The following is a 22,978-nucleotide window of genomic DNA, read 5'->3' on the forward strand; positions in this document are numbered from 1 at the left end:
CTTCGGCCGGGCGCGGGCGGCCCTGCACCTCGGGGTGCCCGTTTACCGTGATATCCGCGATATAGGTCAGCACCTTGGTGCCCCGGTCACGGCGCTTTTTGAACTGGAACAGCTCGGGCGTCGTGTCAATGAACTTGGTGGTGTACTGGTTCGTCAGGAAAGTCGGGTGCTTGAGCAGGTTGATCACGAAGTCGATGTTCGTGGAAACGCCGCGAATGCGGAATTCGCGCAATGCGCGGTCCATGCGCGCAATCGCCTTTTCCGGCGTCTGAGCGTGGGCGGTGACCTTGACCAGCAACGAGTCATAATAGCGGGTGATCACCCCGCCCGCATAGGCCGTGCCGCCGTCCAGACGAATGCCCATGCCCGTGGCCGAACGGTACGCAGTGATGCGGCCATAGTCGGGGATAAAGTTGTTGGTCGGGTCTTCGGTGGTGATCCGCGTTTGCAGCGCATGGCCGTTCAGGCGAATGTCATACTGGCTGGCGCGGCCTGTCGCCTCGGCCAGTGATTTGCCCTCGGCGATCATGATCTGGGCCTGCACGATGTCGATGCCCGTCACCTCTTCGGTGACGGTGTGTTCAACCTGAACGCGTGGGTTCACTTCGATGAAGTAGAACTTGCCCGTCTCCATATCCATCAGGAATTCGACGGTGCCGGCGCATTCATAGTTCACATGGGCGCAGATCTTGCGGCCGAGCTCGCACAGCTCTTCGCGCTGCGCCTCGGACAGATACGGCGCGGGCGCGCGTTCCACGACCTTCTGGTTGCGGCGCTGGACCGAACAGTCACGCTCATAGAGGTGATAGATATGGCCCTGCTTGTCGCCAAGGATCTGCACCTCGACGTGGCGGGCGCGGATGATCATCTTTTCCAGATATCCCTCGCCGTTGCCAAAGGCGGCCTCGGCCTCACGACGACCTTCCAGAACCTTTTCCTTCAGCTCTTTGGGGCCGTTGATCGGGCGCATGCCCCGGCCGCCGCCGCCCCAGCTGGCCTTCAGCATCAACGGATAGCCGATTTCCTCGGCCTCTTGCGCGATGGCGTCCCAATCGTCGCCCAGAACTTCGGTCGCCGGAATGACCGGAACCCCCGCCTCAATCGCGACTTTACGCGCGCTGGCCTTGTCGCCCAGCTTGCGCATGGTCGCGGCCTTGGGGCCGATAAAGGTGATGCCCGCCGCGTCGCAAGCATCGACAAATTCAGGGTTTTCCGACAACAGACCATAGCCCGGATGAATCGCATCCGCACCGCTTTCCTTGGCCACGCGGATGATCTCGGGAATGCTCAGATACGCCGCAACAGGCCCAAGCCCCGCCCCAATCCGATACGCCTCATCCGCCTTGAAACGGTGGAGGCCAAGCTTGTCCTCCTCAGCGTAAACGGCAACGGTCTTCTTTCCCATCTCGTTCGCAGCGCGAAGGATGCGGATCGCAATCTCACCACGGTTGGCAACTAGGATCTTTTGGAATTCGGGCATGGCAGAGTTCCTGACGTTAATTTGCGGATCGGTGTATTGGTCGGTGGCTAGACCATCAACAGGCTGACGCTCTGATAGCGCTAACTGTTACGGATGGTAAGAGTTTGTTACATTTTACTCGCTACGCGGGTCCCAAAAAGCACGCCCGCGGCAGTCGGCCAGGGTTTTAGTACCCATTTGGCCCATATTGGCTTCCATGTCTTTGCGTAGAATGTCGATCAAATGCGCGGGGCCTTTTGCGCCCAGGGCCGCCAAGGCGTAGTGGAAGGCACGCCCGAACATGACGAAATCCGCCCCTAAAGCCATGGCGCGCAGCACGTCCAAACCGCCCTCAAACCCGCTGTCGATGATGATCGGGCAGGTGACGGCATCCCGGATCGCAGGCAGGCATTCGATGGATGACAGCGCGGCGTCAAATTGGCGGCCTGCGTGGTTCGAGACCCAAATCGCATCGACGCCCATACCTTCCAGTCGCACGGCATCGTCGGGGTTGAGGACGCCCTTGATGACAAATGGACCGTCCCACGCATCACGCAGCCATTGCACATAGTCCCAATCGGGGGAGGTGCGCAGCAGGTATCCGACATGGGCGGTGGAATTTCGGGCGATCACATTTTCGGTGTAGCGATCAAGAGTTCTCATGTGCGGCAGCTTGCGCAAGGCCATTTGGCGTGCCCACGCCGGACGCATCGCGACCTGCGCCAACAGACGCGGGGTCAGGCGCGGTGGCTGCACCAGACCAGAGCGCACTTGCCGTTCACGGCGGCTGGCAACCGGCACATCCACGGTCAGGACAAGCGTGGAAAAGCCCGCCTGTTTGGCCCGGTCCAGCATATCCTGCCGGATTTCCGGGTCGCGGGGCGGGTACATCTGAAACCAACCGTTGCCATCAAGGCATGGGCCGACGTCTTCGGGCGTTTGCGTGGCCACGGTCGAAATGCCATAGGGCAGGCCCGCTTTGGTGGCCGCTTTGGCCAAAAGCCGTTCGGCGTCAGGCCACATCAGGCCGGACATGCCGACCGGGGCAATGCCGACGGGAATGTCATAGGAGCGGCCAAACAGGGTGGTGCCTAGGTCAGGTTTGAATTCGCCGTGCAGGATGGACGGCGTGAACATGACCCGGTCCAGCATCGCGCGGTTGCGGCGCATTGTGGCCTCGGTCCCGGTGGCGCTGTCTAGGTAGTCCCAAACAAATTTCGGTATTCGGCGCCGGGCGCGAACACGCAGGTCGTGGATAGAAGGGAAGCGGCTGTGCAGATCCATGGACAAATAGGTTCTGCATCGCAGCACCATTGTCCAGAGGCATTTTCATTCGGCCGGTTGAAATCCTTCGATCAACTGACGCAGGCCCAAGGCTGCCCCCGCCAAGATCGCGGCGAAGGTGACCGGGGCGCTGATTGCCAGCACCGAAAACGCTGTGATGCCTTGCCCAACCGTGCAACCAAGCGCGATGACCGCGCCTGCGCCCATGATCGCGGCCCCAAGGATCTGGCGGCGCAATTCGCGCGGATCTTCGCAGGCTTCCCAGCGGAAATGCCCTTTGATCAGCGATCCCATGAACGCGCCGGTCCAGACCCCCGCGATTGAGCCGACAGCAAAGGACATGGGCCGAGCGCTTCCGGTCATGAACCATAGGATGGTTTCGCCGACCGGGGCCGAAAAGCTGTGTGATACGACGGGCAGAGAGTCAAATCCGGCGTTGGCAAGCCAGGTGGTGCCCGCCCAGCCCGAGACGACCGAAAGGCCGACCATGACGGCCCAAAACGCTTCTTTGCGCTTTTTCAAAAAGACCCTCGAACTGCCTGATCCCAGTAGGATGGCAAGACCGATGGTCATGCCGATGGCCGGGACGGAAATGCCCGTCCATGCGTTTATGTAATGGGCAATGCCGGGGGGGATTTCGCCCTCAACAGGTTGTTGATCGAACAGGAAGGCGCGCACCGGGGCGAGGGGGCCATAGAGAACCACGTAGGCAGACACGCCAAGCACCAGCACAATGACAAAGCTGCGCAAATCGCCGCCGCCAAGCCGCGCAATCGCGCCGTAGCCGCAATTGCCGGACAGGGCCATGCCATAGCCGAACATCAGGCCGCCAATGACCGAAGCCATGGGAATCCAACGGATGGACAGGTAATAGCTGGAGGTGTCGACCAGCAGGCCAGTAGCCATGAGGGCGAAGCTGCCAAAGATCGCCACTCCGATGGCGATGCCCCACATGCGCATGCGTGTATCGGACCCGCCATAAAGCAGATCCTCGATTGCGCCCAAGGTGCAAAAACGACCCAAGCGTGCAGCCAGACCCAGCAGGATCCCGCCGCCCAAGCCTAAGATTGCCGCGATTGCAGGTTCAGGTATTAGGTTCAACATCTCCGTCCGGGCCTCCTCCTGCCCAACCGGTTAAGATGTCAGCATGGCGTGGTTTGCGCAGGATCGCAAGCCGGTGCGTCAAACGTCCTCTTTGCAGAACAACTCATACACACATTCGAGCATTTTTTGCGGTTTGTCGTCGGCCAGTCTGTAGTAGATAGCCTTGCCTTCGCGGCGAGGGATAACCAGACCTTCCAGCCGCAAACGCGACAATTGCTGAGACACGGCGGCCTGCCGGGCCGAAAGCAATTCTTCCAGCTCAGTTACCGATTTTTCGCCCGTGACCAGATGGCACAAGATCATGAGCCGGCCTTCGTGGCTGATGGCCTTCAGGAATGAGGACGCAATGGTCGCCTTATCGACAATTTTGTCGAGTTCGTCGTCGCTCATGTCTTCGTGAATTGCCGGCAATCCCATGGCAATGCTCCGTCCGATTAATTCGATAACCCGGTTGCGCCCTCGGATAGGGTAAAACCGCTGTGTTTTTCAAGCATTTTGCCCAATAGCCCCCAGAAGAAGTCTTCTCCGGGATAGCCTTCGATCCTGTCCAACTCTTGCCCGTCGTCAATTAGGATAAACGTCGGAGTGAACAAAACCCGCCGCGCATAGGTCATGCCTTCGGGCGGGCCGTCTTTTATCTGGGCGCGGACCAGTGGGGCGTACTGCCCTTCAGGTGTTTTGGGGTAGATGGGGGCAATCGCCTTGTTCCATGCGGCGCAGTAGGCGCAGCCCGGCTGTTCGACCATGACCAATTGCGGCGCGGCCAGCGCCGCCCCGGCCGACATGAATGCCGTAGCAACATATGCAAAAAGCGTAGCGCGCATGGATCACCAATTGACGAAAGCTTGTCGCACAACGTAATCTGAATATGTGAATTATTCAACCCGAGTGGGGCAGAATGCTAGATATTTCCTTTGCAGGTGCGGCATTCGCCGGAATTCTGAGCTTCTTCACGCCATGCGTGTTGCCGATGGTGCCATTTTACCTGTGCTACATGGCCGGACTGTCCATGAGCGAGCTGCGCAGCGATTCGGGAATCGCGCCGGGGGCGCAGCGGCGTCTGATCGCGTCGTCGATCTTCTTTGCGTTGGGTGTGACAACGATCTTCGTGCTGCTGGGCATGGGGGCGACGGCGGTTGGCCGGTTGTTCGCTGATTGGCAAGAACCGCTCAGCTATGTTGCGGCGGCCATCCTCGCGGTGTTCGGGCTGCACTTTCTTGGGATCGTGAAAGTCCCGTTTCTCTACCGAGAGGCGCGGCTGGATTCGGGGGCAGAGCCGAAAGGCGTATGGGGTGCCTATGTGATGGGGTTGGCGTTTGGCTTTGGCTGGACGCCCTGCGTCGGCCCGGCATTGGCGTCGATTCTGATGGTGGCCAGCGGCATGGGCGATGTGGTGCAAGGCGGTTTGCTGTTGCTGGTTTACGGTTTGGGGATGACCGCGCCATTTGTGATTGCCGCGCTATTCTCGGGCCCGTTCCTGCGCTGGACCGCCCGGAATCGGAAGTATCTGGCCTATGCCGAGAAGGTCATGGGCGGAATGTTGTTGCTGTTTGCGGTTCTCATCGCAACCGGAAGCGTGAACCTGATCGCGGACGCCATGATCCGCTGGTTCCCGAGTTTTGGAAATCTTGGCTGACCTCACTTCAGGGAGGAGTGACACATGAAAGCATGGATAGGGGCCGTAGCGGCGACCTTGCTGGCAATGCCGGTTTGGGCGGCGACCATTGGTGATGACGGGCTGCACAAGGAACCTTGGTTCCGCGACACCTTTAAAGACCTGCGCGAAGATCTGGACGAAGCGAATGCCGAGGGCAAACGTCTGGTCCTGTTTTTTGAACAGCGTGGCTGCATTTACTGCAAGAAAATGCACGAGGAGGTGTTCTCGGACCCGGAGGTCAGCCAGTACATCGAGGACAACTATTTTGCTGTTCAGCTGAACCTGCACGGCGACATAGAAGTGATCGATTTCGACGGTGAGTCGCTGTCGGAAAAAGACTTGGCGCAGAAGTGGCGGGTCCTGTTCACTCCGAACATAATCTTTCTTCCAGAAGAAGTATCCGAAGATACATCCGCGCTTGAGGCAGCGGTTGCTATTATGCCCGGAGCCTTTGGTAAAGGCACAACGCTGGATATGTTCACCTGGGTCGCGGAAAAGCGATACGACCTTGATAATGGTGAAGATTTTCAAAGATACCACGCCCGCCGCATCCAAGAGCGCAGCAATGGTCGTACCGAATAAGTCCGCAATAGGAAATAAAGTTTCCAATCAACAATTCATGTCTGTGAATTTGTTGTTGCGTTCAGATGGGTCGGTAGACTACGGTATTCAGTAGCCGAAGGTCCGATGGACCGCAGAGCCTAGGGAGGGATTATGAGGCTTACCGCAATGACAGTGGCCGCCGCTCTTGTAGCAGGGTCGGCACTCGCCGAACCGGTTACTCCGGGAGACGTCCAGTATGATGAATACGGTGCCGTCGCAGCATCGTTGACCGGCGTTGCGGGCGATCCCGTCAACGGCGGCAAGATTATGGCTGACAAGTCGCAGGGCAACTGCATTGCATGCCACGCCGTGACCGCGCTCAATGATGCGCCGTTCCACGGTGAAGTCGGCCCAATGCTGGATGGCGTGGGCGGCTATCGGACGGCAGAAGAACTGCGCGGCATCGTGGCAAACGCCAAGATGACGTTCGAAGACTCTGTCATGCCGGCCTTTTACAAAACCACCGGGTTCATTCGCCCAGGTGATGCGTACACCGGCAAGGCGGCTCAGGGCGAGTTGTCCCCGCTGTTGTCGGCGCAAGACATCGAAGATGTGGTCGCGTTCCTGCTGACCCTGAAGGACTGACCTCCGAATCCTAATCAAGGAGACCAACCATGGACTTTACGCGTCGCGAGACATTGGCACTGGGTGCCGGTGCTGCTCTGATGACCGTTCTGCCGTTCCGTGCGAATGCCGCGGCAGAAGATAAGATCAACGAATTCACCGGCGGCGCTGCTCTGGGCGACGCAGGCATCGACCTGATCGCACCTGAAATCGCCGAGAACGGCAACACCGTTCCGGTCGAAGTGTCGGCGCCGGGGGCAACTGCCATCCTGCTGCTGGCCGCTGGCAACCCGACACCGGGTGTGGCCACCTTCAACTTTGGCCCGCTTGCCGGGTCGCAGTCCGCCAGCACGCGTATTCGTCTGGCTGGCACGCAAGACGTCATCGCCGTTGCCAAGCTGGCAGACGGTTCATTCGCCCGCGCGTCGAAGACCGTAAAGGTCACCATCGGCGGCTGCGGCGGCTAATTCAGAGGAGACACTCAATATGGCATCTGGTGTTAAACCCCGCGTCAAAGTCCCGAAGTCTGCCTCTGCAGGGGAAAGCGTGACGATCAAAACGCTCATCAGCCACCCGATGGAATCGGGTCAGCGCAAAGATGGCAACGGCAACGTCATTCCGCGGTCGATCATCAACCGATTCACCTGTGAATTCAACGGCGCGAGCGTCGTGGACATCACGATGGAAGCTGCGATCTCGACCAACCCGTACTTCGAATTCAACGCGACCGTAAACGAAGCAGGTGACTTCAAGTTCACTTGGTACGACGATGACGGTTCGGTTTACGAAGACTCCAAGGCGATCGCCGTCTGATTAGGCGGCACCCCCTGTCCTCAATCCGGGGGCAGGGCGTGTTTCAGGGAGGGAACCAAATGAAAATCAAGGCACTAGCGGCTGTTACCGCCGCTCTGATCGCTGCCGCACCTCTGGCGATGGCTGAGGCGACGGACGACCAACTGGTTGTGAATGGCGATCTGGAAATCGTAACGCAAACCGCAGCTGCGGCACATCTTGAAGGCAGCGTTGACGAAGTGTTCTCGGGGTGGAAGTTCCGCGACGAAGGCACACGCGCCATGCAAATGGATGACTTCGACAATCCGGGTATGATCTTTGTGGATCAGGCACGCGAAGCATGGGCAGCCGTCGAAGGAACCGAAGGCAAGTCCTGCGCGTCTTGCCACGGTGAGCCGGAAGACATGGCTGGCGTAAAGGCCGTTTATCCCAAGTGGAACGAAGAAGCGGGCGAAGTTCGCACGCTGACCATGCAGATGAACGATTGCCGCACCAACCGCATGGGCGCGGACGCGTGGAAATATGACGGTGGCGACGCTGTGAATATGGATGCGTTGCTGTCGTCAGTGTCGCGCGGCATGCCGATGAACGTGGCCATCGATGGCCCGGCACAGTCGACTTGGGAACTGGGTAAAGAACTCTACTACACCCGGACCGGTCAGCTGGAATTGTCTTGCGCCAACTGCCACGAGCAGAACTACGGCAACTACATCCGTGCCGACCACCTCAGCCAAGGTCAGATCAACGCCTTCCCGGCCTACCGTCTGAAAAACGCCAAGCTGAACGGTGTGCACAACCGCTTTAAAGGTTGCGTGCGTGATACCCGCGCCGAGACCTACAAAGAAGGTTCGCCCGAGTTTATCGCTCTGGAACTCTACGTCGCATCGCGTGGCAACGGCCTGTCGGTCGAAGGCCCGTCGGTTCGCAACTAATCAAAAGACCCCGCGTCGGCATGGCTGACGCGGGGTCTCTTCGTTTTAACCCATTCACACATGCGCATGTGTGTCGCAAATATCTGAGAGAACCCTCCCATGATCTCAAGACGCGATTTTCTTCAGGTGTCTATGGCAGCCTCGGCAATGGTCGGCGCGTCGGGCTTTGGCAATTGGGCCAGACTGGCCGCACAGCAAGGCCTGACACAGGATCAACTTTTGCAGTTTGACACCTATGGCAATCTGACGCTGATCCATATCACGGACATTCATGCGCAGCTAAAGCCGATCTATTTCCGCGAACCGGAAATCAATCTTGGCGTTGGCGACAATCGCGGGCATGTGCCGCACATCACCGGTGCCGATTTCCGCAAACTTTATGGCGTGGCAGATGGGTCGCCCTCGGCTTACGCCCTGAGCTACAACGATTTCACCTCGCTGGCCCAGACCTATGGCCGGGTGGGCGGCCTCGACCGCGTTTCCACCGTCATCAACTCAATCCGCGCCGCACGTCCTGATGCGCTGCTGCTGGATGGTGGGGATACCTGGCACGGGTCGTACACCTGCTTCCACACGCAAGGCCAGGACATGGTCAACGTGATGAATGCGTTGAAGCCCGATGCGATGACCTTCCACTGGGAATTCACGCTTGGCAGCGACCGGGTCAACGAACTGGTCGAAAGCCTGCCCTATGCGGCGCTGGCGCAGAACATCTTTGACGCCGAGTGGGACGAACCCGCCGAGCTGTTCAAGCCCTACAAGTTCTTTGAACGTGGCGGCGTGAAGGTTGCCGTGATCGGTCAGGCCTTCCCCTATATGCCCATCGCCAACCCCGGCTGGATGTTCCCCGAATACGCCTTTGGTATTCGTGATGAACGCATGCAGGAAATGGTGGATGAGGTCCGCGCCGCCGGTGCCGAATGTGTGGTCGTCCTCAGCCACAACGGCTTTGACGTCGATAAAAAGATGGCGACCAAGGTGCAGGGCATCGACGTGATCCTGTCGGGCCACACCCATGACGCCCTTCCCGAACCGGTTCAGGTGGAAAACACCTTCATCATTGCGTCGGGTTCGAACGGGAAATTCGTCAGCCGCGTCGATCTGGATATCCGCGATGGCCGCATGATGGGCATTCGCCACAAGCTGATCCCGATCTTCTCGGATGTGATCGCGCCCGATCCTGTGATCACCCAGATCATCGACGAACAGCGCGCCCCCTATGAGGCAGAGATGAGCGAAGTGATCGGCAAGACCGAAAGCCTGCTCTATCGCCGCGGTAACTTCAACGGCTCGTGGGATGATCTGATCTGCGACGCCCTTCTGACCGAGCGTGAGGCCGACATCGCCATGTCGCCGGGCGTGCGTTGGGGGCCGTCGATCCTGCCGGGGCAGGAAATCACGCGCGAAGATATCTTCAACGTGACCTCCATGACCTATCCAAACGCCTACCGCACTGAAATGACGGGTGAATTCATCCATGTCATCTTGGAAGACGTGGCTGACAACCTGTTCAACCCTGACCCCTATTATCAGCAGGGCGGCGACATGGTGCGCATCGGTGGCATGGGTTATCGCATTGATATCACCAAGCCGCAGGGCAGTCGCATCAGCGAAATGACTCTGCTGAAAACCGGCGAGAAGATCGATCCTGCCAAGACTTACGTGGTCGCCGGTTGGGCCTCGGTCAATGAGGGCACGGAAGGCCCCGCGATCTGGGATGTGGTTGAAAATCACATCCGCAAGCAGGGCACGATCACCGTCGCCCCGAACACGAGCGTCGAGGTGGTCGGCGCCTAAGCGCCCCGCCCCACAATACTGGAGGAACCAGAGATGACGAAAGACAAGAAGGGCATGAGCGCATCCCGCCGTCAGTTTCTGACGGGCGCGGCGGCTGTCGGTGCCGGTGCGGTGGCTGGTACGGTCGCCCGCGCTGCCGGGCCCGACCCGCTGATCACCGAAGTGCAGGATTGGGCCAACGGTCTGGGCCATGGCGTGGACGAAGTCCCCTATGGCCTGCCGATTGAATTTGAAGGCGATGTCATTCGCCGCAACGTGCCGTGGTTGACCGCCGATCCCATCAGCTCGATCAACTTCACGCCGATCCACGCGCTGGACGGTACGATCACCCCGCAGGGCTGCGCGTTTGAGCGTCACCACTCGGGCGCGATCACGCTGAAGAAAGATGACTATCGCCTGATGATCAATGGTTTGGTCGATCAGCCGCTGGTCTTTACCTATGCCGATCTGGAGCGTTTCCCGCGCGAAAACCACGTGTATTTCTGTGAATGCGCAGCAAACACGGGCATGGAATGGGCCGGTGCTCAGCTGAACGGCGCACAATTCACCCATGGTATGATCCACAACATGGAATACACCGGCGTTCCGCTCCGCACGCTTCTGAACGAAGCGGGCCTTGGCGCGGCCGGTGATTTCACCGACAAATGGGTCTATGTCGAAGGCGCAGACGCCTCGTCGAACGGCCGTTCGATCCCGATGGAAAAGGCGCTGGACGACGTTCTGGTCGCGTTCAAGGCCAATGGCGAAGCGCTGCGGCGCGAACATGGTTACCCCGTCCGACTGGTTGTTCCCGGTTGGGAAGGCAACATGTGGGTCAAGTGGCTGCGCCGCATCGAAGTGACCGACCACGCCGTGGAAAGCCGCGAAGAAACCTCGAAATACACGGACACGCTTGAAGACGGCACCAGCCGCAAGTGGACGTGGATCATGGACGCCAAATCGGTTGTCACCTCGCCCAGCCCGCAGGCCCCCATCACGCACGGACATGGCCCGCTGGTGATCACCGGTCTGGCTTGGTCTGGCCGCGGCGCGATCACTGGCGTCGATGTGTCGATCGACGGCGGCAAGACCTGGACGCAGGCCCGCCTTGCCAAACCCGGTGAAAAGATGGCCCTGACCCGGTTCTATCTCGATACCGAATGGAACGGCGAAGACATGCTGGTTCAGTCGCGTGCCCGCGACGATTCCGGCTACGTCCAGCCGACCAAGGCACAGCTGCGCGAAACGCGCGGCCTGAACTCGATCTATCACAACAACTGCATCCAGACCTGGCATGTCAAAACGAACGGGGAGGCAGAAAATGTCGAAGTCTCTTAATCTATTCGGCGGCGCTGCCGTCGCGACGGCTGTGGTGCTGACTGCGGCGCATAACTTTGCCGATCGGACTGTCGTGCCCCTGCCGAAACAGGCGGATTTGATCGACCACGAAGCGCCCTCCAACATGGACAGCCTGTTTATCGCGGCCGCCATCGCGCAGGAAGTTGCCCAAGAGGGCAAGTTCGGCCTTGGCCGCCCGGCATTGCCCGAAGAAGTGGCAGCGTGGGATCTGGATATCGCCCCCGACGGTCGCAACCTGCCCGTTGGATCGGGTGACGTTTGGACCGGCGATGAGGTGTTCGCGGAAAACTGCGCCGTCTGCCATGGCGACTTTGCCGAAGGGGCTGGCAACTGGCCCAAGCTGGCCGGTGGTCAGGATACGCTGGACCGCGACGACCCGCTGAAAACCGTTGGTTCGTACTGGCCCTATCTGTCGACCACGTTTGACTACGTGCGCCGCTCGATGCCCTTTGGCAACGCCCAAAGCCTGAGCGATGACGAAGTCTATGCGATTACGGCATACATCCTGTATTCCAACGACTTGGTGGATGAAGATTTCGTTCTGTCGAATGAAACCTTCATGGATGTGGAAATGCCCAACGCAAACGGGTTTATCGTGGATGACCGTGAAACCGCTGAGGCGCATTTCTGGACCGACACGCCTTGCATGGAAAACTGTAAGGATGAGGTGAAGATCACCATGAAGGCCACCGTTCTCGATGTGACCCCGGATGAGGTCGGCGAGGATGAAGCCGCTGCCGATGCGCCCGCCGCTGAGGTTCAGGTTGCCGCCGCCGAAGAAGCGCCCGCAGCCGAACAGCCCGCAGCAGACGCCCCGGCAGCCGCACCCGCCGCAGCCATTGACATGGCGCTGGCCGAAGCAGGCGAGAAGGTCTTCAAGAAGTGTAAAGCATGTCACCAGGTTGGTGATGGCGCCAAGAACCGCACTGGCCCTGAACTGAACGGCATTCTGGGCCGTGCAATTGGTGGCATGGACGGGTTCAAATACTCCAAGGTTCTGTCCGAAATGGGCGGCGCATGGGATCACGACACGCTGGCCGCCTTCCTTGCGGACCCCAAGGGCTATGCCAAGGGCACCAAAATGTCCTTTGCCGGTCTGAAGAAGGAAGATGACGTGAATGCCGTCATCGAATACCTGAAGCAGTTCCAGTAAGCCAATGAAGCGTATTCTTGGAACATTGATCTTGATCGGGGCGGCCTATGCCAGCCCCGGTTGGGCTGAGGAACAGGCCGAGGAAATCGGTGACGCAACGCGTGGTGCTCAGGTCTACAAGAAATGTTCGGGATGCCATCAGGTTGGGGCCAATGCGGTAAATCGCACTGGCCCTCATCTTAATGGGATCTACGGGCGTAAACCGGCCTCGGTGGAAGGGTTCTTCTACTCAAAAGGTCTGGAACGGGCCGCCGCTGATGGGCTGGAATGGGATCTGGAACATCTGGATGCCTATTTGGAAAACCCCAAGGCGCTGGTGTCGGGCACGCGCATGTCGTTTCGCGGGCTGAAAGATCCGCAGGATCGGCATGACGTTCTGGCCTACCTACGCCAATTCTCGGCCAACCCGCAGGACATCCCGGAATCGGCGCCGACCATGGTCGCCCGCGAGGTGGAACTGCCGCCCGAGATCTTGGCGATTGTCGGCGATCCGGCTTACGGCGAATACCTGTCCAGCGAATGCCAGACCTGCCACCAGAAAGACGGGTCAGACAAAGGCATTCCGTCGATCACGCGCTGGCCCGAGGAGGACTTCGTGATCGCGATGCATGCCTACAAGCGCAAGATCCGACCGCATCCGGTGATGCAGATGATGGCGGGCCGCCTCAGCGATGAGGAGATCGCTGCCTTGGCCGCCTATTTCAAGGAGCTTGAGTGACCAGATCTATCGGCTGACAAGCCGCCATCCACCCGTTCGGCCAGCCGTGCCGCGCAAAAGATAAAACGGGGGAAAAGGCTTGTTCCTGCCCAATTCCGGGCAAACCATTTACCAAAGGGAGGAAGTTGCTATGACATTGAACAGACGGGCCTTTATCGGTGCCAGCGTGGCCGCAGGGGCGACGCTTAGTGCGCCAATGGTGATGGGGGCCAGCCACGGCAAACCCCGCGTTGTCGTCGTTGGTGGCGGGGCAGGCGGTGCAACCGCTGCGCGCTATATCGCCAAGGACAGCAAGGGCGAGATTGACGTCGTCCTGATTGAACCGACGCGCACCTATTACACCTGTTTCTTTTCGAACCTCTACATCGGCGGGTTCCGTGATCTGTCCAGCATCGCGCACAGCTATGGCACGCTTGCCTCGGAATACGGGATCAACGTCGTGCATGATTGGGCGATAGGGATTGACCGCGACGCCAAGACGGTCAGCCTTGCCGGGGGCGGCAGCGTTCCCTACGACCGCCTGATCCTCAGCCCCGGCATTGACTTCGTCGATGGAGCCGTACCGGGTTGGAGCACACTGGCCCAAAACAAGATGCCGCATGCCTATAAGGCTGGGTCGCAAAGCGAGCTGCTGAAGGCCCAGATCGAGGCGATGCCGCAGGGCGGGACTTATGTCATGGTCGCGCCGCCGAACCCCTACCGCTGCCCGCCCGGCCCCTACGAGCGGATTTCGATGGTGGCGCATAAGCTGAAGGCCGAAAACCCGACCGCCAAGATCATCATCGCTGACCCGAAAGAAAAGTTCTCAAAACAGGGTCTGTTTGAAGAGGGCTGGAATACCCATTACGCAGGCATGATCGAGCGGATCGGCCCCGATTTCGGCGGTGCCAACGTCGAGGTCAATCCCGATGAGATGACGGTCAATCTGGACGGTGAGGTGATCAAGGCCGATGTGGTCAACGTGATCCCCGCGATGAAGGCGGGCCGTATCTGCGAACTGGCAGACATCACCGAAGGCAACTGGGCGCCTGTGTCCGGTCACACCATGCAAAGCCGTGTGGATGAGAATATCCACGTTCTGGGCGATGCAACCAGCCAAGGCGACATGCCGAAATCGGGCTTCTCGGCCAATAGTCAGGCCAAGGTCGCGGCCATGGCCGTGCGCGGGGCGCTGACGGGAAGCCGTGTCTTCCCGGCGAAGTTCTCCAACACCTGTTGGTCGCTGATTGACACCGATGACGGTGTGAAGGTCGGCGCGACCTATGAGGCGACGGATGAAAAGATCGCCAAGGTCGATGGGTTCATCAGCCAGACGGGCGAAGATGCCGCGATGCGCAAAACCACCTATGAGGAATCGGTTGGCTGGTACGAAGGTATCACCGCCGACATGTTCGGCTAAGCGTTTCAGCAATAAATCACGTCGGAGAACCGATGCACCTCACCCCGCCGTTCAGGCGGGGTTTTCTTTTGCTGCAAAGGGGCGTTCAATCGGTTTGCGCAGGTCTTGCGCCGCGCCGACAGGAGCCCGCCATGCCGCACGATCATCACCATCATCATCACCACGGTGGCGAAGGGCGTTTGTCCTTGGCGATTGCGGTGAATCTCTTGCTGACGGTTGCGCAGATCATCGGGGGGATTGTTTCGGGCAGTCTGGCGATGATCGCGGATGCGCTGCACAATTTTTCGGACGCGATGTCGCTGGTGATCGCAACCGTTGCCCGCCGGATCGCCAAGCGCCCGGCCGATGCCCGCATGAGCTTTGGCTACGCCCGCGCTGAGGTGGTGGCCGCGCTGATCAACTACACAACGCTGATCGTGATCGGGCTTTACCTGCTCTATGAGGCGGGGATGCGGTTCTTGGCACCTGAACCGGTGGCCGGTTGGATGGTTGTTATTATCGCCGGTCTTGCGCTGGTGATTGATTTGGTGACGGCGGCGCTGACCTATTCGATGGCCAAGGACAGCGTGAACATTCGTGCCGCCTTTATGCATAACGTGGCCGATGCGCTGGGGTCCGTGGCGGTGATCTTTGCCGGGACAGTGATTATCCTGTTCGGCTGGACATGGGTCGACCCCGCCGTCACCGTTCTGATCGCGGGCTATATCCTGTGGATGGCCTTTTCCGAGATCGGCAGCGTGATCCGAATCTTGATGCTTGGCGCCCCGGACGGATTGGACGCAGACGCAGTTCTTCACCGTATCCAACAGACGAACGGGGTGCAGGGCGTCCATAATGCGCATATCTGGCTGATCGATGAACGCAAGGTTGGCCTTCTGGCTCACGTTGTCGTGTCCGAAGGGCATTGGGGGCAGGCCGACGCCATCAAGGCCGATCTGAAGGCTCGGCTGCATACGGAATTCGGCATAGATCACATGACGATAGAGGTCGAATGCACCCGTCATTCCTGCGTTGATGCGCCTTTGATCGGGGCGGGCGGCCATCAACACAACCCGATCAATCTGGTGGCGCATCACGGCAAATAACGCTCGGCCCCTTGCGGCCCCCAAGGGGCGACACTAAGAATCCATTAAGACTAAAACGCTACGGATCTTCTAAAGTACTCAGGGCAGGCGGACATGACGGATATCTTCGAAACGTATAATAGCACACTGGTTCCCATGGTGGTCGAACAGACAAGCCGCGGTGAACGGGCGTATGACATTTTCTCGCGTCTGCTGAAGGAACGCATCATCTTCGTGAACGGCCCGATCCATGACGGGATGTCGTCGCTGATCGTTGCCCAGCTGCTGCACCTTGAGGCGGAAAACCCGTCCAAGGAAATCTCGATGTACATCAACAGCCCCGGCGGTGTCGTGACCTCGGGCCTGTCGATCTATGACACGATGCAGTACATCAAGCCGAAGGTGTCGACGCTGGTCATCGGTCAGGCCGCCTCGATGGGGTCGGTGTTGTCGGTCGGCGGTGAAAAAGGCATGCGCTTCTCGCTGCCGAACAGCCGCATCATGGTGCACCAGCCGTCGGGCGGGTATCAGGGTCAGGCGACGGATATCATGATTCACGCGCGCGAAACCCAAAAGATCAAAGACAAGCTGATCGGCATCTACGTGAAACACACGGGCCGCGACGCTGAACAGGTTCTGAACGATCTGGAACGCGACAACTTCATGTCGCCCGAAGAAGCGGTAGAATGGGGCCATATCGATGAGATCGTGGAAAACCGCGTGAAGGTCGAAGACTAAGCAGTAAGTCCAAAAACTGCTGCGACTGCCGGAAACGGCATGAATTTTGCGATTGTCCCTCTTGGATGGCTGGCCTAAGCTGATCCAAACAAGCGGTTCAGATGTCTTTTCAGGAGGGCAATCGCATCCCGCAGCAGGAAAATTACAAGCCTGAAAGGTGCACGAATGGCGACGAATTCTGGCGGTGACAGCAAAAACACCCTCTACTGCAGCTTCTGCGGCAAGAGCCAGCACGAGGTGCGCAAGCTGATCGCAGGCCCGACGGTATTCATCTGCGACGAATGCGTCGAGCTGTGTATGGATATCATCCGAGAAGAGACGAAAGGCGCTGGCCTTAAATCCTCGGACGGCGTCCCGACCCCGAAAGAAATCTGTCAGGTTCTCGATGATTACGTCATCGGGCAGTCCGTGGCGAAACGCGTTTTGTCGGTGGCCGTGCACAACCACTACAAGCGTTTGAACCACAGCCAGAAGGCCAACGATATCGAATTGGCCAAGTCGAACATCCTGCTGATCGGCCCGACCGGTTGCGGTAAGACACTGCTGGCGCAGACCCTGGCGCGTATACTGGATGTGCCCTTTACCATGGCCGATGCCACCACGCTGACCGAAGCCGGTTACGTGGGCGAGGACGTGGAAAACATCATCCTGAAACTGTTGCAGGCCTCTGAATACAACGTTGAACGTGCACAGCGCGGCATCGTCTACATCGATGAGGTCGATAAGATCACGCGCAAGTCTGAAAACCCGTCGATCACCCGCGATGTGTCGGGCGAAGGCGTGCAGCAGGCATTGCTGAAGCTGATGGAAGGCACGGTTGCCTCGGTTCCGCCGCAGGGCGGGCGCAAGCATCCGCAGCAGGAATTCCTGCAAGTCGACACGACCAACATCCTGTTCATCTGCGGCGGTGCCTTTGCGGGCCTTGACCGGATCATCGCGCAGCGCGGCAAGGGTTCGGCCATGGGCTTTGGCGCGGATGTGCGTGACAATGATGAACGCGGCGTGGGTGAGATCTTTAAGGATCTGGAACCCGAAGATCTGCTGAAGTTCGGCCTGATCCCGGAATTCGTTGGCCGTTTGCCGGTTCTGGCAACGCTGGAAGATCTGGACCAAGAAGCGCTGATCACCATCCTGACCGCGCCGAAAAACGCGCTGGTCAAGCAGTATCAGCGCCTGTTCGAACTGGAAGACGTCAAGCTGACCTTCACCGAAGATGCGCTGAAATCCATCGCCAAGCGTGCGATTGAACGCAAAACAGGTGCACGCGGCCTGCGTTCGATCCTTGAAGATATCCTTCTGGACACGATGTTCGAACTGCCGGGTATGGATGAGGTCGAAGAAGTCGTGGTGAATGACGAAGCCGTCATTTCCGACGCCGCGCCGCTGATGATCTATGCCGATCAAGCCAAGGAGCCGGCAACCGCTGGTTAACCTTCGCTGGGATTAAATGCGAACGCCCGTCTTCTAACGAAGGCGGGCGTTTTTCTTGGGCGCGGTGCATCGTAACCCGTCTGGACAGGAATGCAGCACCTGCCTAAAGACAGGTCCGAAACATGCGATCAAGGATACGCAAATGACGATCAAACGCATCTCAACCGGAAGCCCGTTCGAACCCAAAATCGGGTATTGCCGCGCCGTTGTGGCGGGCGGTTTCGTGCATGTAGCGGGCACAGTTGGCCAAGGCGATACCGTGGTAGAGCAGTGCAAGTCCGCGCTGGACGTCATCGGCAAGGCGCTGGCTGAGGCTGGCGTGGGCTTTGAGGATGCAGTGCGCGTTAACTATTATCTGCCCGACCGCGCTGAGTTTGAGCTTTGCTGGCCCATCCTGTCGGAAACCTTCGGGGCAAACCCGCCTGCGGCGACCATGGTGGAATGCGGTTTGATCGACGATAAGTATCGGATTGAAATCGAATTGACGGCATTGGCCCGCTAAGCCCTTTGACGCAGGCGCGAGCACTGGACCTTTGCCAGCGCTTGCGCCATATACGAACCAGAGATTGAGAGGAGTCGTCCATGGGCATTCTGAACAACGTTCTTCGCGCCTTCACCTGGTGGAATGGGCAGACGCTCAACACGCAGATTTATACCGCGCGTCACGGCGTGAAAGTCGGCGAAGATGAGCAGGGCAACATCTTCTATCAGACCAAAGACGGCAAGCGCCGTTGGGTTATCTACAATGGTGAAGTCGAAGCCTCGCGCATTGGCGCTGATTGGCACGGCTGGCTACATCACACGTTCAAAGACGCCCCGACCGAGACTCCGATGGCGCACAAGCCTTGGGAAAAGCCGCATGTTGAAAACATGACCGGTTCCGCGCTGGCCTATGCGCCCGCCGGGTCGATCCGCCGGGAATCCCCCGCAGATCGCCGCGACTACGAGGCGTGGTCGCCGGAATAAATGGCTGCCTCCCACACCACCGAAGCGCTGGTAGGGGCCGCTGTCTTGGCAGTGGCCGTGGGGTTTGGGGCCTATGCCATCCAGACCACTGGGCTGAATTTCGGCACTGATGGCTACCCTTTGACCGCCAGTTTCCGGTCGGTTGAAGGGGTTAGCGTTGGCACCGATGTCCGCCTTGGCGGTGTGAAAATTGGCACCGTGACGGGGTTGGCGCTGAACCCGGAAACCTTCCGCGCCGATACAACGCTCAACATTATTGATGGCATTGTCATTCCTGATGACAGCGCGGTCGTCATTGCCTCTGAGGGGCTTTTGGGCGGGAATTTTGTTGAGATTTCTCCGGGCGGATCACCGTTCAACTTTGAATCCGGTGATGAAATCATGGACACCCAAGGCGCGGTTAGTCTGATTTCGCTGCTGCTGAAATTTGTGTCTGGCGACGGAGCACCGAAATGAGACTGCGTGCAGCCCTTTGCGCCGCACTGCTGGCCGTTCCCGCCGCCGCCCAGGAACAAGTGTCGCATGGCACTGGGGCGATCCTGCGGGCGCTGGACAAAGTGACCGGCAAGGTCACCGATCTGGACCTGCCGACCAATGCCCGAATGACCTTTGGGCGCATCGAGATCGTGATGACCGATTGCCGTTTCCCAGAGGGTAACCCATCGGGCGACGCATATGCGTTTTTGGAAATCACCGAAGTGGGGCAAGAGGCCCCGGTCTTTTCCGGCTGGATGATTGCATCCTCGCCAGCCCTAAGCGCCATGGACCACGCGCGCTATGACGTTTGGGTATTGCGCTGCACGACCATCTGACCGCTGTCGGGCAGGGGCTGGCCGCTGATTGATGCATCGACCGTTAACGCAATAGCAAGACGTCCCAGATAGCGTTTCCGAGGGATTTCCTTGGCCCCAAGGGATGCAAGGTGGTCTGTCAGGAATTGTGTGTCGAACAGTTGGAAGCCGCAGCCGCGCAAATGGGTGACCATCCACGCCAGCGCCACTTTGGAGGCGTCGGTTTGGCGTGAGAACATGCTTTCGCCGAAGAAGGCGCCGCCGATGGCCAGCCCGTAGATGCCGCCGGCCAATCTGCCGTCTTGGGCCCAGACTTCTAGCGAATGGCTGTGTCCCATCGCGTGCAGGCTGTTGAAGACGTCGCGGATGGGTGCGTTGATCCACGTACGGTCGCGGGCGGCGCAGCCGTCCATGACTGCGTCGAAGGCCGTGTTCAGCGTGATGGTGAATTCGTCCCGGCGCAATCGCCGGGCAAGGCTGCGGCTGATGTGAAACCCCTGAAGGGGGATCACGCCGCGAAAGCGGGGTTCGACCCAGAAGACCTCTGGGTCGTCCCTATGATCAGACATGGGGAAGACCCCTGCGCGATATGCCGCCAGAATGATCTCAGGCGTCAATTCGGTCATGCAGGGATCAGCCTTGTTCCTTGGCCTGCTCCAGCCATTTTTCCAGCCAGTGGATGTTGTAGGCACCGGAGTGAATATCCGGTTCCTGCATCAGGGCATGGAACAATGGGACAGTCGTATCGACGCCGTCAACGATCAGCTCACCCAAGGCGCGGTTCAGACGCGCCAAGGCTTCGGGCCGATCGCGGCCATGCACGATCAGCTTGGCAATCAGGCTGTCGTAATAGGGCGGGATCGTATAGCCGTCATAAAGCGCCGAATCCATCCGAACACCCAGACCGCCCGGCGCATGGTAATGCGTGATCCGGCCGGGGCAGGGCGAAAAGTTCGGCAATTTTTCAGCATTGATCCGCACTTCGATGGAGTGGCCGCTCTGAACCAGATCTTCCTGCGAGAACGACAGCGGCATTCCCGAGGCGACGCGGATTTGTTCGCGCACCAGATCGACGCCATAGATCGCTTCAGTCACCGGGTGTTCCACCTGAAGGCGGGTGTTCATTTCGATGAAATAGAACTCGCCATTTTCATAGAGGAATTCGATCGTGCCCGCACCGGTGTAGTTGATCTTGGCCACAGCGTCGGCACAAATCTTACCGATCCGTGTACGTTCTTCCTCGGTGATGCAGGGGCCGGGGGCCTCCTCCAGCACTTTCTGGTGACGGCGCTGCAAGGAACAATCCCGCTCACCTAGATGTACGGCTTTGCCCTTGCCATCGCCAAACACCTGAATTTCGATGTGGCGCGGCGTGGTCAGGTACTTTTCGATGTAGACTTCGTCATTGCCGAAGGCGGCTTTGCCTTCGGCGCGTGCGGTGCGGAAGGCTTTTTCCATTTCCTTGGCGGACTTTGCGACCTTCATGCCGCGACCACCACCGCCGGCAGTTGCTTTGATGATGACGGGATAGCCGATTTCTTCGCCAATCTTTAGCGCGTCTTCCAGCGTCGGAACGCCACCATCGGACCCCGGGACACAGGGCACGCCAAGTGCCTTCATCGTGTCCTTGGCGGTGATCTTGTCACCCATGATGCGAATGTGTTCAGCGGTTGGGCCGATAAAGGTCAGCCCGTGGTCTTCTACGATCTGAACAAATCGAGCGTTTTCAGACAGAAAGCCGTAACCGGGATGAATCGCTTGCGCACCCGTGACTTCGCAGGCCGAAATGATCGCTGGGAACGACAGGTAGCTGTTTGCGCTTTGCGGCGGGCCGATGCAGATGGTTTCATCTGCCATACGCACGTGCATCGCGTCCGAGTCGGCCGTTGAGTGAACCGCGACACTTGCGATGCCCATTTCGCGACACGCGCGGATGACCCGCAGCGCGATCTCGCCACGGTTGGCGATTAGGATTTTGTCGAACATGTCAGCCTCACTCGAGGATAACGAGCGGAGCGCCATATTCCACGGGCGAGCCATCCTCAACCAGGATGCGCTTGACCGTACCGGATTTGGGCGCCGGAATGTGGTTCATCGTTTTCATTGCTTCAACGATTAGAAGCGTGTCACCTTCTGAAACGCTGTCGCCGACTTTGATAAAGGCTGCTGCGCCGGGTTCGGCTTGCATGTAAATGGTGCCAACCATCGGCGATGTCACCGCGCCAGGGTGTGAGGCTGGATCGTCGGTTGCTGCCACGACGGGGGCTGCGGCGGCTGCCGGCGCGGCGGCGGGGGCCACCGCGGCTTGTGCGGGTACTGCCACGGCCACAGGGGCGGCTGCCATTGCGCGGCTGACGGTCACAGACAGGCTATCGTCTTCGCCGTACTCGCGCTTTACCTGAAGTTCTGTCAGGTCGTTTTCGCGCAGCAATTCGGCCAGAGCCTGAATGAATGCCACGTCGGCTTCGTGAGTTTTGTTGGTCATGCGATCCTCGCCCGGTTTGCCTGCGACTAATGGTCGAGGGTCTCTCTACGGCGGGAATGGCCATCAGGACAAGCCCTCGTTGTGCAAAACCCGTTGGAATCCGGGTTCCTCTGCGCCCTCTGACAACGGCAGATCGTATTGATCATGCGACGTTTCAACCCCAATCGTCAAATCCTGTGTCGTTGTCGGTTGGGATACGGGTTGTGGTCGATTCAAAAACGCGCTGATGGTCAATTGCATCACAGATGGTGGGGCGGTTTGGTTCTCCATTTGTTGTCGCAGGACCAGAGGGGATAGTTCCTGTGCTGGCCGTTTCAGTGGCAGGTCTGACGCCTGAGTTTGGGTAACTGGGGGAACCCTGGCGACGCCTTGGATCTGCGGGCGCGGTTGTAGCGGTGCGGACATCAGCGCCTGAGGGCGCAGATGGGTGTTAAAATCAGACATTGAAGCGACTCATCCTGCATCGCCCCGACCCAGTGGAATGATTAGGCTTGCGCCCTTAACAAACCGTAAATTGCCGCTGCAAAAGAAAACGGGCCGGAAAATCCGGCCCGTTTCTTAATGTCCGACCACTCAGCGGTTCATTCTGTTATCGATGAGGTCATCGACGACGGAAGGGTCTGCGAGGGTGGAGGTGTCTCCGAGAGCGCCGTAGTCGTTTTCGGCGATTTTGCGCAGGATGCGGCGCATGATTTTGCCCGAG

General features: G+C 59.0%; 27 protein-coding genes. 18 read left to right on the top strand and 9 right to left on the bottom strand.

Annotated elements, in window-relative coordinates:
- From PRI8871_RS19185 to PRI8871_RS19205, 5 genes are all read right to left on the bottom strand, one after another.
- The coding region (locus PRI8871_RS19185; protein ID WP_146188716.1) for an ATP-binding protein at window positions 1-1,480 on the bottom strand (1,480 nt) is incomplete at its 3' end.
- A gap of 114 nt (window positions 1,481-1,594) precedes the next feature.
- Window positions 1,595-2,743, bottom strand: a complete 1,149-nt coding sequence (locus tag PRI8871_RS19190; protein WP_108887810.1) for an alpha-hydroxy acid oxidase — start codon at window positions 2,741-2,743, stop codon at window positions 1,595-1,597.
- Window positions 2,744-2,788: 45 nt separating this feature from the next.
- A complete protein-coding gene (locus tag PRI8871_RS19195; protein WP_108887785.1) occupies window positions 2,789-3,847 on the bottom strand; it encodes a YeeE/YedE family protein in 1,059 nt (352 codons plus the stop codon).
- A gap of 78 nt (window positions 3,848-3,925) precedes the next feature.
- Entirely contained in the window at window positions 3,926-4,237 is a 312-nt protein-coding gene (locus PRI8871_RS19200; protein WP_306418464.1) for an ArsR/SmtB family transcription factor, read from the bottom strand.
- A 44-nt stretch (window positions 4,238-4,281) separates the two neighbouring features.
- Window positions 4,282-4,671, bottom strand: a complete 390-nt coding sequence (locus PRI8871_RS19205) for a thioredoxin fold domain-containing protein (protein WP_108887787.1) — start codon at window positions 4,669-4,671, stop codon at window positions 4,282-4,284.
- A gap of 74 nt (window positions 4,672-4,745) precedes the next feature.
- Between PRI8871_RS19205 and PRI8871_RS19210 the strand changes: the two genes are divergently transcribed.
- From PRI8871_RS19210 to PRI8871_RS19295, 18 genes are all read left to right on the top strand, one after another.
- On the top strand, window positions 4,746-5,483 hold the full coding sequence (locus PRI8871_RS19210) for a cytochrome c biogenesis CcdA family protein (protein ID WP_108887788.1): 738 nt from the start codon (window positions 4,746-4,748) through the stop codon (window positions 5,481-5,483).
- Window positions 5,484-5,507: 24 nt separating this feature from the next.
- Window positions 5,508-6,086 (top strand): thioredoxin family protein, encoded by a 579-nt coding sequence (locus PRI8871_RS19215; RefSeq protein WP_108887789.1) that lies wholly within the window; start codon window positions 5,508-5,510, stop codon window positions 6,084-6,086.
- A gap of 132 nt (window positions 6,087-6,218) precedes the next feature.
- On the top strand, window positions 6,219-6,692 hold the full coding sequence (soxX, locus tag PRI8871_RS19220; protein WP_108887790.1) for a sulfur oxidation c-type cytochrome SoxX: 474 nt from the start codon (window positions 6,219-6,221) through the stop codon (window positions 6,690-6,692).
- A 29-nt stretch (window positions 6,693-6,721) separates the two neighbouring features.
- Complete coding sequence (gene soxY / locus PRI8871_RS19225; RefSeq protein ID WP_108887791.1) at window positions 6,722-7,138, top strand: thiosulfate oxidation carrier protein SoxY; 417 nt, start codon at window positions 6,722-6,724, stop codon at window positions 7,136-7,138.
- 19 nt (window positions 7,139-7,157) lie between these two features.
- Window positions 7,158-7,484 (top strand): thiosulfate oxidation carrier complex protein SoxZ, encoded by a 327-nt coding sequence (gene soxZ / locus PRI8871_RS19230; protein ID WP_108887792.1) that lies wholly within the window; start codon window positions 7,158-7,160, stop codon window positions 7,482-7,484.
- Between the two features lie 59 nt (window positions 7,485-7,543).
- A complete protein-coding gene (gene soxA, locus PRI8871_RS19235) occupies window positions 7,544-8,395 on the top strand; it encodes a sulfur oxidation c-type cytochrome SoxA (RefSeq protein ID WP_108887793.1) in 852 nt (283 codons plus the stop codon).
- A gap of 99 nt (window positions 8,396-8,494) precedes the next feature.
- Window positions 8,495-10,192 (top strand): thiosulfohydrolase SoxB, encoded by a 1,698-nt coding sequence (gene soxB / locus PRI8871_RS19240; protein WP_108887794.1) that lies wholly within the window; start codon window positions 8,495-8,497, stop codon window positions 10,190-10,192.
- 33 nt (window positions 10,193-10,225) lie between these two features.
- The gene (gene soxC / locus PRI8871_RS19245; RefSeq protein WP_108887795.1) at window positions 10,226-11,509 is read left to right on the top strand and encodes a sulfite dehydrogenase; all 1,284 of its coding nucleotides are present in this window, start codon (window positions 10,226-10,228) and stop codon (window positions 11,507-11,509) included.
- Entirely contained in the window at window positions 11,493-12,683 is a 1,191-nt protein-coding gene (locus PRI8871_RS19250) for a c-type cytochrome (RefSeq protein WP_108887796.1), read from the top strand. The genes soxC and PRI8871_RS19250 overlap by 17 nt, the downstream gene beginning before the upstream one ends.
- Before the next feature lie 4 nt (window positions 12,684-12,687).
- Entirely contained in the window at window positions 12,688-13,401 is a 714-nt protein-coding gene (locus tag PRI8871_RS19255) for a c-type cytochrome (protein ID WP_108887797.1), read from the top strand.
- 130 nt (window positions 13,402-13,531) lie between these two features.
- Window positions 13,532-14,800: an NAD(P)/FAD-dependent oxidoreductase gene (locus PRI8871_RS19260; RefSeq protein ID WP_108887798.1), complete on the top strand. Its 1,269-nt coding sequence runs from the start codon at window positions 13,532-13,534 to the stop codon at window positions 14,798-14,800.
- Window positions 14,801-14,931: 131 nt separating this feature from the next.
- Window positions 14,932-15,885: a cation diffusion facilitator family transporter gene (locus tag PRI8871_RS19265; protein WP_108887799.1), complete on the top strand. Its 954-nt coding sequence runs from the start codon at window positions 14,932-14,934 to the stop codon at window positions 15,883-15,885.
- 93 nt (window positions 15,886-15,978) lie between these two features.
- Window positions 15,979-16,602, top strand: a complete 624-nt coding sequence (locus tag PRI8871_RS19270) for an ATP-dependent Clp protease proteolytic subunit (RefSeq protein ID WP_108887800.1) — start codon at window positions 15,979-15,981, stop codon at window positions 16,600-16,602.
- A gap of 165 nt (window positions 16,603-16,767) precedes the next feature.
- Entirely contained in the window at window positions 16,768-18,033 is a 1,266-nt protein-coding gene (gene clpX / locus PRI8871_RS19275; protein ID WP_108887801.1) for an ATP-dependent Clp protease ATP-binding subunit ClpX, read from the top strand.
- A gap of 142 nt (window positions 18,034-18,175) precedes the next feature.
- On the top strand, window positions 18,176-18,535 hold the full coding sequence (locus PRI8871_RS19280) for a RidA family protein (protein ID WP_108887802.1): 360 nt from the start codon (window positions 18,176-18,178) through the stop codon (window positions 18,533-18,535).
- 80 nt (window positions 18,536-18,615) lie between these two features.
- A complete protein-coding gene (locus PRI8871_RS19285; protein ID WP_108887803.1) occupies window positions 18,616-18,999 on the top strand; it encodes an NADH:ubiquinone oxidoreductase subunit NDUFA12 in 384 nt (127 codons plus the stop codon).
- Window positions 19,000-19,455, top strand: a complete 456-nt coding sequence (mlaD, locus tag PRI8871_RS19290; protein ID WP_108887804.1) for an outer membrane lipid asymmetry maintenance protein MlaD — start codon at window positions 19,000-19,002, stop codon at window positions 19,453-19,455.
- Window positions 19,452-19,811 (top strand): DUF2155 domain-containing protein, encoded by a 360-nt coding sequence (locus tag PRI8871_RS19295; protein ID WP_108887805.1) that lies wholly within the window; start codon window positions 19,452-19,454, stop codon window positions 19,809-19,811. Before mlaD ends, PRI8871_RS19295 begins: the two co-directional genes overlap by 4 nt.
- Here the strand turns inward: PRI8871_RS19295 and aat are convergent.
- The 4 genes from aat to PRI8871_RS19460 all read right to left on the bottom strand — a co-directional run bounded on the left by aat (window position 19,775) and on the right by PRI8871_RS19460 (window position 22,719).
- Window positions 19,775-20,416 carry a leucyl/phenylalanyl-tRNA--protein transferase gene (aat, locus tag PRI8871_RS19300; protein ID WP_108887806.1) on the bottom strand — a complete coding sequence of 214 codons (642 nt, stop codon included), beginning with the start codon at window positions 20,414-20,416 and terminating at the stop codon, window positions 19,775-19,777. The two genes, PRI8871_RS19295 and aat, sit on opposite strands and share 37 nt — an antisense overlap.
- A 7-nt stretch (window positions 20,417-20,423) precedes the next feature.
- Window positions 20,424-21,776 carry an acetyl-CoA carboxylase biotin carboxylase subunit gene (accC, locus tag PRI8871_RS19305; RefSeq protein WP_108887807.1) on the bottom strand — a complete coding sequence of 451 codons (1,353 nt, stop codon included), beginning with the start codon at window positions 21,774-21,776 and terminating at the stop codon, window positions 20,424-20,426.
- Between the two features lie 7 nt (window positions 21,777-21,783).
- The gene (accB, locus tag PRI8871_RS19310) at window positions 21,784-22,275 is read right to left on the bottom strand and encodes an acetyl-CoA carboxylase biotin carboxyl carrier protein (protein ID WP_108887808.1); all 492 of its coding nucleotides are present in this window, start codon (window positions 22,273-22,275) and stop codon (window positions 21,784-21,786) included.
- A 63-nt stretch (window positions 22,276-22,338) separates the two neighbouring features.
- On the bottom strand, window positions 22,339-22,719 hold the full coding sequence (locus tag PRI8871_RS19460) for a hypothetical protein (protein WP_146188717.1): 381 nt from the start codon (window positions 22,717-22,719) through the stop codon (window positions 22,339-22,341).
- Window positions 22,720-22,978 lie beyond the last annotated feature (259 nt).

It is taken from the genome of Pseudoprimorskyibacter insulae (assembly GCF_900302505.1).
Lineage (GTDB): Bacteria > Pseudomonadota > Alphaproteobacteria > Rhodobacterales > Rhodobacteraceae > Pseudoprimorskyibacter > Pseudoprimorskyibacter insulae.